This window comes from Xylanibacter brevis P6B11 (assembly GCF_000621825.1).
Classification (GTDB): Bacteria; Bacteroidota; Bacteroidia; order Bacteroidales; family Bacteroidaceae; genus Prevotella; species Prevotella brevis.
This window is the reverse complement of the sequence record NZ_KK211353.1, coordinates 281,289-295,579: the sequence shown is the minus strand read 5'-3', so window position 1 is coordinate 295,579 and position 14,291 is coordinate 281,289. Positions and strand designations below refer to the sequence as shown.

At 51.7% G+C, this 14,291-nt stretch carries 9 protein-coding genes; 7 read left to right on the top strand and 2 right to left on the bottom strand.

What is annotated here, in order from left to right; translation table 11 throughout:
- Positions 1 to 172 precede the first annotated feature (172 nt).
- The 6 genes from T496_RS0112755 to T496_RS0112730 all read left to right on the top strand — a co-directional run bounded on the left by T496_RS0112755 (position 173) and on the right by T496_RS0112730 (position 11,355).
- The gene (locus T496_RS0112755; protein ID WP_027451097.1) at positions 173 to 1,198 is read left to right on the top strand and encodes a LacI family DNA-binding transcriptional regulator; all 1,026 of its coding nucleotides are present in this window, start codon (positions 173 to 175) and stop codon (positions 1,196 to 1,198) included.
- 76 nt (positions 1,199 to 1,274) lie between these two features.
- Positions 1,275 to 2,582 carry an MFS transporter gene (locus T496_RS0112750; RefSeq protein ID WP_027451096.1) on the top strand — a complete coding sequence of 436 codons (1,308 nt, stop codon included), beginning with the start codon at positions 1,275 to 1,277 and terminating at the stop codon, positions 2,580 to 2,582.
- Positions 2,583 to 2,695: 113 nt separating this feature from the next.
- On the top strand, positions 2,696 to 5,308 hold the full coding sequence (locus tag T496_RS0112745; protein ID WP_027451095.1) for a 4-alpha-glucanotransferase: 2,613 nt from the start codon (positions 2,696 to 2,698) through the stop codon (positions 5,306 to 5,308).
- Positions 5,309 to 5,350: 42 nt separating this feature from the next.
- The gene (locus T496_RS0112740; protein ID WP_027451094.1) at positions 5,351 to 7,567 is read left to right on the top strand and encodes a glycoside hydrolase family 97 protein; all 2,217 of its coding nucleotides are present in this window, start codon (positions 5,351 to 5,353) and stop codon (positions 7,565 to 7,567) included.
- A 4-nt stretch (positions 7,568 to 7,571) separates the two neighbouring features.
- Positions 7,572 to 9,455 (top strand): type I pullulanase, encoded by a 1,884-nt coding sequence (pulA, locus tag T496_RS0112735; RefSeq protein ID WP_027451093.1) that lies wholly within the window; start codon positions 7,572 to 7,574, stop codon positions 9,453 to 9,455.
- A 4-nt stretch (positions 9,456 to 9,459) separates the two neighbouring features.
- Complete coding sequence (locus T496_RS0112730) at positions 9,460 to 11,355, top strand: alpha-amylase family glycosyl hydrolase (protein ID WP_027451092.1); 1,896 nt, start codon at positions 9,460 to 9,462, stop codon at positions 11,353 to 11,355.
- A gap of 532 nt (positions 11,356 to 11,887) precedes the next feature.
- On the opposite strand, the gene T496_RS0112725 is transcribed toward T496_RS0112730, so the two are convergent.
- Positions 11,888 to 12,652 (bottom strand): ABC transporter ATP-binding protein, encoded by a 765-nt coding sequence (locus tag T496_RS0112725; protein WP_027451091.1) that lies wholly within the window; start codon positions 12,650 to 12,652, stop codon positions 11,888 to 11,890.
- The gene (locus tag T496_RS0112720) at positions 12,649 to 13,395 is read right to left on the bottom strand and encodes an MlaE family ABC transporter permease (protein WP_027451090.1); all 747 of its coding nucleotides are present in this window, start codon (positions 13,393 to 13,395) and stop codon (positions 12,649 to 12,651) included. Before T496_RS0112720 ends, T496_RS0112725 begins: the two co-directional genes overlap by 4 nt.
- 99 nt (positions 13,396 to 13,494) lie before the next feature.
- On the opposite strand from T496_RS0112720, the gene lptB reads away from it, so the two are divergent.
- Entirely contained in the window at positions 13,495 to 14,283 is a 789-nt protein-coding gene (lptB, locus tag T496_RS0112715) for an LPS export ABC transporter ATP-binding protein (protein ID WP_027451089.1), read from the top strand.
- Positions 14,284 to 14,291: the final 8 nt, after the last annotated feature.

The window sequence follows — 14,291 nt, the reverse complement described above, 5'->3', positions numbered from 1 at the left end:
AAAGATAGATTTTTTTCAATCCGTTGATACTTTTTAATGATTAAAATCGTTATAGTAAGTGGTGCAAACGTTTGCAATTTTATTTGCTAACGAAATAAGTTCATAGGAGAACACCCGATTTAATTATTTAATAATTTTGCAACATCATAAAACTATGAATATCCAAAACGACATGAAAGAGAATACTTCGTTGACAATGAAAGACATAGCAAGGGAACTGGGCATCTCCGTTGCTACGGTGTCGCGAGCCTTGAAAGATTCTCCCCGCATATCAAAGGAGCAGCGCTTGCGCATACAACAGTTTGCACGCGAGCATAATTTCGTTCCCAACCATTTGGCCGAGATGTTGCGTTTGTCAAAGGTTAAACCTCAGAAACTGATCGGTGTGATTCTGCCAGAACTGGTACACTATTATTTCTCTTCTGTCCTGAAAGGTATCGAGGAGGAGGCGGCAGCCCATGGCTACCACATCGTGGTGGCAGTGAGCAACGAGCACTACGAGACGGAGACCAAGCTGTGTCAGTCGTTCATTGAGATGAAAGTTTGTGGTGTCATTGTGTCTCAATCGAAGGATACTCATAATTACGATCACTTCAACAGGTTGATAGAAGCTGGTGTGCCCCTGGTTTTCTATGATAGAATATGTACGGGCATCAACGCCAGTCGGGTGGTGGTAGATGACTATATGGGTGCCTTCAATGCCGTGAGCTATCTCATCCGCACAGGTTGTCGTCGCATTGCCTATTTCGGTTCACCGCTGAACCTGGAAACGTCCAAGAACCGTTTCAATGGCTATAAGGATGCGCTGTTGAAGAATAAGATCCCGTTTGACGAATCGATGACACGCATCTGTGACACACGTCACGATGCCGAGTTGATGACACCGACGCTTTTCGATGGTGACGTCTATCCCGATGCCTTCTTTGCCATCAACGATGATACGGCTTTAGGCATACTCTACACGGTGAAACATATGGGTATGCGTGTGCCCGAAGATGTGTCTATCTGTGGCTTTACCAATGGCATCAGGGCCACGTCTTGCGACCCGATGCTTACCACGGTAGAGCAGCGCGGCGAGATGGTGGGCGAGGAGGCTGCCAATATCCTCATTGGTTATGTAGAAGGCACTATCCCAAGAGATCATGTAGAGAGGCGACTGGTCAGAACACGCCTGATTGTCAGGGGCACCACGAGGTGAACACTGACGGGATGTTGGCCAACGAGCGTTCCTGAGGGAACCAAACGAAGTACTGATGACTAAGAAACAAAACAATATGAAACAAAAACCTAATTTAAACTTTTGGAAGCTCTGGAACCTGAGCTTTGGCTTCTTTGGCGTACAAATAGCTTATTCGCTGCAGAGTGCAAACATCTCTCGCATCTTTGCCACGCTGGGTGCTGATCCTCATTCACTCAGTTTCTTCTGGGTGCTGCCTCCATTGATGGGCATGCTTGTGCAACCCATTGTCGGCACGCTTAGCGACAACACCTGGACGCGTTTCGGTCGTCGTATTCCTTATCTGTTCGTCGGTGCAGCAATGGCTGTTTTGGTCATGTTGCTACTGCCCAATGCGGGTTCTTTCGGTCTTTCGGTGGGTGCCGCCTTGTGGTTTGGCGCCTGTGCCCTGATGTTTCTCGACACCTCTATTAATATGGCTATGCAGCCTTTCAAGATGTTGGTGGGCGATATGGTCAATGAGAAACAGAAGACGAAGGCTTATTCCATCCAGTCGTTCTTGTGTAATGCCGGCGGACTCATCGGCTTTGCTTTTCCTTTCATCTTCACGGCTGTAGGTATCGCCAACACCGCTCCTACGGGTGTGGTGCCCGATTCGGTTATCTATTCCTTTTATATAGGTGCACTTATCCTGATCCTCTGTGTGATCTATACGACCCTCAAGGTGAAGGAGTGGACGCCACAGGAATATGTAGAGTATAACGCACCTTCTGAACAGAAGGAAGAAAGTGCCAACTGGATTGCGCTGTTGCGCAAGGCGCCAGCTGCATTCTGGCAGGTAGGACTGGTGCAGTTCTTCTCATGGGCCGCCTTCCTGTATATGTGGAACTATACCACGGGCACTATCTCTGATACCGTATGGGGCACAACGGATGTCGCTTCGGCAGGCTATCAGGAGGCAGGCAACTGGACAGGTATTGTCTTTGGTGTGCAAACGTTAGGCGCAGTATTGTGGGCCATGGTGCTGCCTCAATTCAAAAACGTGAAAATTGCCTATGCCTTCAGTCTGCTGCTGGGTGGCCTGGGCTTCGCGCTAGTCCCCTTTGTACACGATCAGTATGTGCTCTTTGTCCCCTTCTTGCTTATCGGTTGCGCATGGGCAGCCATGTTGGCCATGCCGTTTGCACTGGTCACCAATGCCCTTCAGGGCTACGGACACATGGGCGCCTATCTTGGCTTGTTCAACTGCACCATCTGTTTGCCTCAGATTGCGGCAGCCCTGTTGGGTGGTGTCATCCTCTCGCTGGTGGGCAGTCATCAGTACAACATGATGTTCATTGCAGGCGCTATGCTGGCAGTGGGTGCACTCTGTGTAACTATTATTAGGGGTAAATCTTCCGACTAATATTTGGTGTTGTGCAAACGTTTACGTGCAACAAAATTCGAAATATATCCATAGAAGCAAAATAGTAATCCATAAAATTGCTATTTTTGTAGCAATTATAACTAAATAAGCGTATGAAATTACTATTCAACCTTGATTATCAGACATCATTTGGCGAACAATTGGTGATGAATATCATTGTAGATAACAACCAGACGGAAGTTCATACCATGTCAACGAGCGACGGATTGCACTGGACGGCAGAGATCTCTTGCTCAGAGAAAGGTTGTTTTGACTACTACTATAGTGTATGTCGCGGAAACAAGGTGATGCGCCATGAGTGGCTTGTTGAGCCTCATAGACTGGAGTTGACGTCCGTGAAAGGCGCTTGCTACAGAGTCTTTGACCACTGGATTGATATCCCAGAGGATAGCTTCCTCTATTCATCAGCCTTTACAGACTGTGTGATGGCTCGTGAGTGCAAACCGAGCACCAACACCGAGTATGCGCATACGATACGCTTAAAGGTGCGTGCACCCCAGTTGCAAACCGGTTCTCAACTGGCCATTGTGGGCAATGCATCCTATCTGGGTTATTGGGATTGTGCCAAGGCACGTCCGATGACAGAGCATGCATACCACGAGTGGGTCATCAGTCTGGATGCCGACAGGCTGCCCGAGATGTTCGAGTTCAAGTTTATCATCATGGGCGAGCCCGTGGTTTGGGAGAATGGTAGCAATCGTGTGCTGTTGAATTCAGAAATGTCACATGGCGAAGTGGTGGTCTATGAGTTGAACCAAGCCTGGTTCTCTATTCCTTCGTGGAAGGGTGCCGGTACGGTTGTGCCCGTCTTCTCTTTGCGCTCAGAAGGCAGTTTTGGCGTGGGCGACTTCGGCGATCTGAAGCTGATGGTTGACTGGTGTGCCAAAACGCAGCAGCGCATCCTGCAGGTGCTGCCCATCAACGATACCACGATTACGCACACTTGGCAGGACTCCTATCCCTATAACTCCATCAGCATCTATGCGCTTCATCCGCAATACACCGATCTGCGACAGTTGCCAGCGCTGAAAGACGAGGCCCAGCGTGCTTCGTTCGAACAACTTCGTCAGGAGTTGAACGCACTGCCACAGATAGACTATGAGCGTGTGAACAAGTCGAAGATGGACTATCTGCAGGCTGTTTTTGCACAAGAGTGGACCGGCATCAAGCGCCGTGCCACCTATAAGACCTTCTTTGAAAACAATAAAGACTGGCTGGAACCCTATGCCCGGTTCTGCTATTTTCGTGATAAATACGCCACGGCCCAGTTCTCAGAGTGGCCTGCAAAGTTGCCTAAGGCCGACCAGAAAACCGTAGAGTTCTGGTATTTCGTTCAGTATAATCTCGACCAACAGATGCGTGCCGCTCACGATCATGCCCGCAAACAGGGCGTTATCCTGAAGGGTGACATCCCCATCGGCATCTCGCGCTATGGCGTTGAGGCTTGGGTAGAGCCACGCTATTTCAATCTGAACGGACAGGCTGGTGCTCCGCCCGATGCCTTCTCTGTCAACGGACAGAACTGGGGCTTCCCCACCTACAACTGGGACGAGATGCTCAGTGATGGTTGTCAGTGGTGGGTGCGCCGCTTCCGCAAGATGCAGGAGTATTTCGATGCTTATCGCATTGACCACGTGCTGGGCTTCTTCCGTATCTGGGAGATACCCATCGATGCCGTTCATGGCTTGTTGGGTCAGTTCTCGCCAGCGCTGGGCATGACTAAAGAAGAGATAGAAGCCTACGGCCTACACTTCCAGGAAGAGTTCTTCACACGCCCCTTCATTGCCGACTGGACACTGCAGCGCACCTTTGGCGAACGAGCTTCCTACGTGAAGGAACACTTCCTGAACCACCTGCACGATGACATCTGGGAGATGAAACCCGAATTTGACACCCAGCGCAAGGTGGAAGCATGGGCAAAGGATAAGAACGAGGATGCCCTGCGCGACGGACTGTATGCCCTCATTAGCGACGTACTCTTTGTGCGCGACCGCAAGGATGCGCATAAGTTCCATCCCCGCATTGGCGTTCAAAACGATTTTATCTACGAGGCCCTGTGGGACAACGACAAGGATGCTTTCAATCGTCTTTACAACGATTACTTCTATCGTCGCAACAACCAGTTCTGGTATACCGAGGCCATGAAGAAGTTGCCCCTGCTGACCCAAGCCACCCGCATGCTGGTTTGTGCCGAGGATCTGGGCATGGTGCCCGACTGCGTGCCCTGGGTGATGGACGAGTTGCGCATACTCTCGCTCGAGATACAGTCCATGCCAAAGAATCCCACCGTGCGTTTCGGTCATCTGCAGCATAATCCCTATCGCTCGGTGGCCACCATTTCCACACACGACATGGCCACACTGCGCCAGTGGTGGGACGAAGACTACGAGCAGACGCAGGCCTATTACAACCAGATGCTGCACCATGATGGTCCGGCACCACATCCCCTGACAGGCTATCTCGCCGAGGAGATTGTGTCCATGCACCTCATGTCGCCATCCATGCTTTGCCTGTTGTCACTTCAAGACTGGCTGAGCATCAACGAGCAGTTGCGCCTGCCCGATGCCGATGCCGAGCGTATCAACATCCCCGCTAATCCACGTCACTACTGGCGCTATCGCATGCATCTCACCATCGAACAGCTGATGCAGGCTGACGCCTTCAACCGCGAGGTGGCTATGTTGATACGCCGTGGAGGAAGATGAAATAACTCTTATAATAATATATCAAAAAGCTAGATTGTAAGTATGAAAATTAAAGCACTCTTCGCAGTGTTGGCTGTGCCCGTGATGGCGATGGCCGCTGAGGTAAAATCGCCTAACGGAAATGTGGTAGTAAACTTCTCTGTAGATGGCAATGGCCGTCCTGTCTATGAGATGAGCTACAAGGGGAAAACCGTTGTAGCCCCCTCGCACTTGGGACTCGAACTGGCCAAGGACAAGCATGCATCCAAAGGTATGGATGAGACCAACCTCTTGGATGGTTTCAAGATCAAGAAAGAGGAAACTTCAGAATTCAGCGAGACCTGGCGCCCTGTATGGGGCGAGACCAGTGCCATTCTGAACCATTATAATGAGTATGCCGCAACGTTGCAGCAGGAAAAGGAACAGCGCGAGATCGTGGTTCGCTTCCGCGTCTATAATGACGGTATCGGTTTCCGTTATGAGTTCCCGCAGCAAAAGAACTTGAACTATTTCCTGATTCAAGAAGAGAAGACCGAGTTTGCCATGACCGGCGACCACACCGCATGGTGGTTGGCTGGCGACTATGACACTCAGGAGACAGAGACTCAGGAGACCAAGCTCTCTGAGATCAGAGGTCGTCTGAAGCAGGCCGTGAACTGGGGCAACTCGTCGGTAGCAGTGTTCTCTGAGACTGGTGTGCAGACATCCCTGCAGATGAAGTCGGCCGATGGCTTGTATATCAACATCCACGAGGCTGCCTGTGTGAACTATGCCACTATGCATCTGGAACTGATTGATGAGCAGACCAAGGCCTTCTCTACCAAGCTCGAAGGCAACAGCAACGCATACACACCCTGGCCAAAGCCCTCTGTTTGTCCGTTGCCAAAGCCCTTCACCTTCGTCAGCCACCTCACACCCGATGCCACTGGCCTGAAGGGTTGCATGCAGACGCCTTGTCAGTCGCCCTGGCGCACGGTGATGGTCAGCGATGATGCCCGCGATATGCTGTCGTCAAACCTCATCCTGAACCTCAACGAGCCTTGCGCGCTTGATGATACCTCTTGGATTCACCCCACGAAATACTGCGGTGTGTGGTGGGAGATGATTGTGGGCAAGAGCTCATGGAACTACACTGACGACTATCCCTCTGTATATATAGATAAGGTGGATTGGAACAGCGTGAAGCCAAACGGTCGTCACGGTGCCAACAACGAGAAGGTGAAGCGCTATATCGACTTCGCTGCCGAGAACGGACTGGACCAGGTGCTGGTAGAAGGTTGGAACATCGGTTGGGAAGATTGGGCCAACATGTGGAAGCGTGATGTCTTCGACTTCGTGACCCCTTATCCCGACTTCGACATCAAGATGCTGAACGACTATGCGCATTCTAAGGGCGTGAAACTGATGATGCACCACGAGACCAGTTCTTCTACGCAGAACTACGAGCGCCACATGGAGAAGGCCTATAGCCTGATGAACAAGTACGGCTACGATGCCGTGAAGAGTGGTTATGTGGGCGACATCATCCCCCGCGGTGACCACCACTATAGCCAGTCTATGAACGACCACTACCTGTTGTGCATCAAGGAGGCCGCCAAGCATCATGTCATGGTCAATGCTCACGAGGCCGTACGTCCTACAGGTTTGTGTCGTACCTATCCCAACCTGGTGGGCAACGAGGCTGCTCGTGGTACCGAGTACGAGGCTTTCGGTGGCTCACGCCCCGACCATACCGTCATTCTGCCCTTCACCCGTCTGCAGGGTGGTCCGATGGACTACACCCCCGGTGTGCTCGAGACCCAGCTGAAGACCTGGAGCGACAACCCCAACTATGTTCACACCACGCTGGTAGGTCAGCTGGCACTCTACGTCACCTTCTACAGTCCGCTGCAGATGGCTGCCGACCTGCCCGAGAACTATGCCAAGTATATGGATGCCTTCCAGTTTATCAAGGACGTGGCCGTGGACTGGGACGAGTCAAAATATCTCGAGGCCGAGCCTGCCGACTATATCACAGTGGCTCGTAAGGCAAAAGGCACCAACAACTGGTTCGTTGGTGGCAAGTGCGATGAAAACGGTCATAAGTCGGTCATCAAGCTCGACTTCCTCGACAAGGGTCGCAAGTACGACTGTACCATCTATGCCGACGCCAAAGATGCTCACTACGAGAAGAATCCTAAAGCCTATGTAATCACAAAGAAAGTTGTTAAACAGGGTGATGTGCTGAAGCTCACCGAAGCTCCTGGAGGTGGCTTTGCCGTATCGCTCATAGCAAGATAAGCCTATGAAAAAAGCAGTATTAGCAGGAATGGCAGCGTTGATTGTTGCGTGTGAACCAGTGAAAGAGTGTTTCACGTTTGATGAGGTGACCTATACCCCCCGTCAGACGGTATTCAAACTTTTTGCACCTTCTAACGCCACCTGTCAGGTGGTGATAGGGGAGGATACCCTTCAGATGGAGCAATTGGCCGACACCATTTGGACTGCTACTGCTGTGGGCGACCAGAAAGGCAAGACCTACGAGTTCCTGGTCAACGGCCAGGCCTCGCCAGGTGTCTTTGCCAAGGCCGTCACTGTCAACGGCCAGAAGGGCGTTGTCGTGGATATGGCCGAAACCAATCCCAAAGACTGGGATGCGGATATTCCCGTGCGTCGTCCTTTCAAGGATATCATCGTTTATGAGATGCACCACCGCGACTTCTCGGTGGCCAACGAGTCGGCTAAATATCCCGGCAAATATCTGGCACTGACAGAGCTGTGGGCCATCGATTATCTCAAGGAGTTGGGCATCAATGCTGTGCATATCCTGCCTTCCTACGACTATGGTTCGGTGGACGAGACCCGTCTCGACGAGCCTCAGTACAACTGGGGCTACGACCCGGTGAACTACAACGTGCCCGAGGGCGGCTATTCCACCGACCCCTACACCCCCACCACACGCATCACCGAGTTTAAGCAGATGGTGCAGGCGCTCCATCAGGCCGGCATCGCCGTGATTCTGGATGTGGTGTATAACCATACGTACAACATCGACAACAGCAATTTCCAGAAGACCTATCCCGACTATTTCTATCGTAAGACCACCGACGGCCAGTATTCCAATGGCTCTGGTTGTGGCAACGAGACGGCCAGCGAGCGCCCCATGATGCGCCGGTTCATGATTGAGAGCGTGAAATACTGGGTCAACGAGTACCACATCGATGGTTTCCGTTTCGACCTGATGGGTGTTCACGACATCGAGACCATGAAGCAGATACGTGCTGCCCTCGACAAGATAGACCCTGCCATCTTCATGTATGGCGAAGGATGGAGTGCCGGTGCATGTGCCATCCCCAACGAGCAGTTGGGCATGAAGGCCAACATCCGTCAGTTGCCTGGCATTGCTGCTTTCTCCGACGACATGCGCGATGCATTGCGCGGCCCCTTCTCCGATGATAGTAAGGGTGCTTTCCTTGCCGGCATCCCTGGCATGGAGGAAAGCTTAAAGGCCGGCATTGCTGGCATGATCGTTCATCCACAGGTGGACTATACCAAGGTGAACTACTCTGACGCTCCTTATGCTCTTGAGCCTACACAGATGATGGCGTATGTGAGCTGTCATGACGACATGTGTCTCACCGACCGCTTGCGTTCCAGCATACCAGGCATCAAGGACGACGAACTGGTGCGTCTCGACCTGCTGGCACAGACTGCCGTGTTTACCTCTCAGGGCATCCCCTTTATGTTGAGCGGCGAAGAATTGTTGCGCGATAAGAAGGGCGTGCACAACTCCTTTGAGTCGCCCGACAGTGTCAACCAGATAGACTGGCACCGTAAGCAGCAATACCCGCAGGTGTTCAACTACTATAAGAACCTCATCGCACTCAGAAAGAATCATCCGGCTTTCCGTCTGGGCGATGCAGCGCTGGTCAACAAGCATCTCATGTTCCTCGATACCAACGACGACTGCGTGGTGGCTTATGCACTGAAAGGCCATGCCGGTGGCGACGAGTGGAACGACATCATCGTTGTCCTCAATGCCAACCGCGAGGCAAAAATGGTGGATATCCCCAAAGGCCGTTATCAGGTGGTGTGCTGCGATGGCCAGATCAGCGAGAAAGGACTGGGCGAGGTGCACAGCAACCGCGTGTTGGTAGATCCTCAATCTGCATTAATCATTCATAACTAAGCAAATGAAACGAATCATATTGATGCTGGCCCTTGTGGCACAGTTCACCGCCTCTCATGCGGCAAAGGTTTCTGTTGACCGTATCGAACCTACCGATTGGTACGTGGGATTAAAGAATCCACAGGTTCAGCTGATGGTCTATGGCAAGGGCATACGCGATGTTGCCTCTGTCACCACCGACTATCCTGGTGTGCGTATCGATAGCTTGGTGCGCCTCGACTCGCCCAACTACCTGTTGGTCTATATGAACGTGGGTGATGCCAAGCCTGGCATGCTGACGCTGAACTTCGACAAGAAGAAAGTACAGTATCAGTTGAAAGCCCGCAAGATGAAAGGTGAAGACCATCGTGGTTTCGATATCAGCGATGTGCTCTATCTGTTGATGCCCGACCGCTTTGCTCAGGGTGCTCACCATCAATCGCAGGTGAAAGGCCTGCGTCAGTATCGTGAAGACCGCCAGGCACCATCACTGCGTCATGGTGGCGACTTGGAAGGCTTGCGTGAACATCTGGACTATTTCAATGACCTGGGTGTCACAGCCCTTTGGTTTACGCCCATTCTGGAGAATGACTCACCCGACATGATGGAGACATGGTCCACCTATCATGGTTATGCCTGTACCAACTACTACCGTGTGGATCCTCGCTTTGGTACCAACGATGACTATTGTCGTCTGATTGCCGATTGCCATCAGCGCGGCTTGAAGGTAGTGATGGACATGATTTTCAATCACTGTGGTTTCGAACATCCGTGGGTCAGCGACATGCCTTCGAAAGATTGGTTCAACCAGTCAGAATGGTTGAAGGAGTCGGGAGGCACCAGCGATTCCCGTGGCACTAGTTTCCAGCAGACCAGTTATAAGCTGACACCCGTGGTCGATCCTTATGCTGCCGAGGTTGATAAGCAGGAGACGCAGAACGCATGGTTCGTCTCCACGATGCCCGACCTGAATCAGCACAACCCCCACCTAATGCGCTATCTCATCCAGAACTCCATCTGGTGGATAGAGACAGCCAACATCGACGGCATCCGCATGGATACCTATCCCTATGCCTTCCGTGAGCCCATGGCGCAGTGGATGAAAGAGCTCGACGAGGAATATCCTAATTTCAACACCGTCGGCGAGACGTGGGTCACTAAGCCAGCCTATACCGCCTCATGGCAAAAAGACTCAAAGTTGTCCGATACCAATAGCTATCTGAAAACCGTGATGGATTTCTCGTTCCAGGAGGCTATGGACTCTGCCAAGCGCGAGGAGACCGATGGCTGGTGGCGCGGCATGAACCGCCTTTACAACTCGTTTGCCTACGACTATCTGTATCCCAACCCTTCGTCGGTGATGGCTTTCCTTGACAACCACGACACCCATCGTTTCTTGGCTAATGGCGAAGACTCGTTGGCCTTGAAGCAAGCCCTGGCACTGTTGCTCACCGTGCGACGCATTCCGCAGTTGTACTATGGCACCGAGATCATGATGACGGGCACCATGGACCGCAGCGATGGGTATGTGCGCAAGGACTTCCCCGGTGGCTTCCCTGGCGACCAGCACAGCGCATTCACCAAGGAAGGGCGCACGGCCAAAGAGAATCAGATGTTCTCATGGTTGAGCAACCTGTTGCATTGGCGCAATGGCAACGAGACGATTATCCGTGGCATGCAGAAGCAGTTCATACCATATAATGGTATCTATGTCATCAGTCGCAGCTGGCATCGCAACACGGTGATGACCATCATGAACGGCACGTCTCGTCCTGCAGTGATGCCAGTGAAGCGCTATGCCGAGGTCATCGGTTCGGCCACCAAAGTGCAAGATGTACTCACAGGACGCACTTATGACTTGTCGCAAGACCTGAAGCTGCAGCCTCGGCAGACCCTCATTCTTGAATTCTTGGGCGATTGATATCCATCCCTATCATATACACAAAGCGCCGCTTCTCCATTCGAGAGGCGGCGCTTTGTGTGTATAAGTTAGTTTTCTATCCCATGGCATGATAATAGGGGCGGTTTTGCAACGTCATAGTTTAGCTTTTGATTTGCAATAGGGTTAGTTTTGACCTGCAAAAGCGTTAGTTTTGGTGTCATTCTAGCCCCTGGATGAGACGTTCCTAGCCCCTAGAACGACCACTTTTAGCCCCTAGAAGCAGCCCATCCAGGGGCTAGAAGTGACCATTCTAGGGGCTAGAACAGAAACTATTGTTTTGATTCTAGACTTTAAAAGTGGCGTTTCTAGACTTTAGAACTAGTGCTTCTAGACTTTAGAACTAGTGCTTCTAGACTTTAGAATGACTGATTCTAGACTCTAGATGGATACCAAAACAGTAACTATTGCAAGCTAAAAGTGGCACTCTTGGCTTGCAATAGTTACTGTATAAGCGTTTAAAAGCGTAACTTTTGCGTGCTAATAGCTGCTGAACGGGTGGGAGAGACGACCTTTATTCGTTCTTAAGAATGGCCGCACGCATGTCTTTCAGCAGGTCGCTGGCAAAGATAAAGTCGGTGAGCTTCTGGTTGGTGCTGTGCATGATGTCGCTGCTGACGCCCTGCCACTCCTTGTGGCCTTCGTAGATAAACACGATGTTTTCGCCAATGCCCATCACAGAGTTCATGTCGTGGGTGTTGATGATGGTGGTCATCTTAAACTCCTGAGTGATGCTGTGCAGCAGGTCGTCGATGACCAATGAAGTCTTAGGGTCAAGACCCGAGTTAGGTTCGTCGCAGAATAGATACTTAGGGTTCATCGAGATGGCACGGGCAATGGCCACGCGTTTCTGCATGCCACCACTGATCTCGCCCGGGTATTTGTTTTCGGCACCAATGAGGTTGACACGATCCAGACAGTCCATGGCGCGCTTCTTGCGCTCGCGCAGCGTCATCGACGAGAACATGTCCAGAGGGAACATCACATTCTCGAGCACGGTGAGCGAGTCGAAGAGGGCCGCACTCTGGAAGATCATGCCCATCTCGCGGCGCATCATCACCTTCTCTTCTTTCGACATGTGTACAAAGTCGCGCCCGTCGTAGAGGATCTGTCCGCTGGTAGGCTCAAGGAGTCCCACCAGATTCTTGATGAGCACGGTCTTACCACTGCCGCTCTGACCGATGATCAGGTTGGTCTTGCCATCCTCAAAGACGGTGCTGATGCCTTTCAATACTTGCTTTTCGTCGAAAGACTTATAGAGATTCTTGACTTCTATCATGACAGCAACTGGGTTAAGAATACATCACTGAACAGAATGAGCATGCTCGAGCTGACAACAGCATCGGTAGATGCCTTGCCCACATTCACCGAACCTCCCTCCACGGTGTAGCCGTAGTAGGCGGGCACACTGGAGATGATGAAGGCAAAGAACTGGCTCTTGATGATAGACATCCACAGGAACCAGGGGATGAAGTCGTGCTGCAGACCCAACGTCAGGTCGTCGGGTGTCATGATATGTCCGATGAAGGCTGTGCCATAAGCACCACCGATGCCCATGGCCGACGAGAAGATGACCAGGAATGGCATGATGGTGAGCATGCCCAGAATCTTTGGGAGAATGAGATAGCTGGCCGAGTTGATGCCCATGATGTCGAGTGCATCAATCTGCTGGGTGACGCGCATGGTGCCCAGCTCCGAGGCAATGTTAGACCCCACCTTGCCTGCCAGAATCAGACACATGATGGATGACGAGAACTCTAGCAGCATGATCTCGCGCGTGGTGAATCCCGCTACCCATCGAGGCATCCAAGGGCTCTCAATGTTCAGCTTCATCTGGATGCAGATCACGGCACCGATGAAGAACGAGATGAGCAGCACGATGCCAATGGAGTTGACACCCAACTGCTCCATTTCCTTGACGTATTGCTTCCAGAACATGCGGAAACGCTCGGGAACGGAGAATGTGCGTCCCATCAGCATCAGATAGCGTCCGAAGGTTGTCAGATATGAATGAATAATCATCGATTCAATATTTGTAGTTGGGTGCAAAGATACAAATTTTATTTAATATTGGAGCAATGTGAATTTAATTTCGTACCTTTGCATCAAAATTTTAGCACTATGGCAGAAGAAAGCATTGTCCTCAGAGCTGAAGGACTGGTGAAGAGATATGGCAAGCGCACCGTGGTGAACGGCGTGAACTTCGACGTGAAGCAAGGCGAGATTGTGGGCCTGCTGGGACCTAACGGTGCCGGAAAGACCACCTCGTTCTACATGACAACCGGTCTGGTGGTGCCCAACGACGGACATATCTTTCTGGGTGACCATGAGGTGACCAAGGACCCTGTCTATAAGCGTGCACAGGCAGGTATCGGCTATCTGGCTCAGGAGGCATCGGTGTTCCGCAAGATGTCGGTAGAGGACAATATCCTGTCGGTGCTGGAGATGACGGGCAAGCCCCGCGAGTACCAGTTGGAGAAGCTGGAGAGTCTGATCAAGGAGTTCCGCCTGCAGAAGGTGCGCAAGAACCTGGGCGACCAGCTCAGTGGCGGCGAGCGCCGCCGTTGCGAGATAGCCCGCTGTCTGGCCATCGAACCCAAGTTCATTATGCTCGACGAGCCTTTTGCCGGTGTGGACCCCATCGCAGTAGAGGATATCCAGTTCATCGTGTGGAAACTGAAAGACCGCAACATCGGCATCCTGATCACCGACCACAACGTGGAAGACACCCTGTGTATCACCGACCGCGCCTATCTGCTCTTCGAGGGACGCATCCTGTTTCACGGCACGCCCGAAGAACTGGCAGCCAACGAGATTGTGCGTAAGAACTACCTCACGGAATCGTTTGTGCTGCGCCAGAAAGACTTCCAGAAGATAGAGGCTGAGCGCATGAAAACAGAAGAAGATTGAGGTGCGTG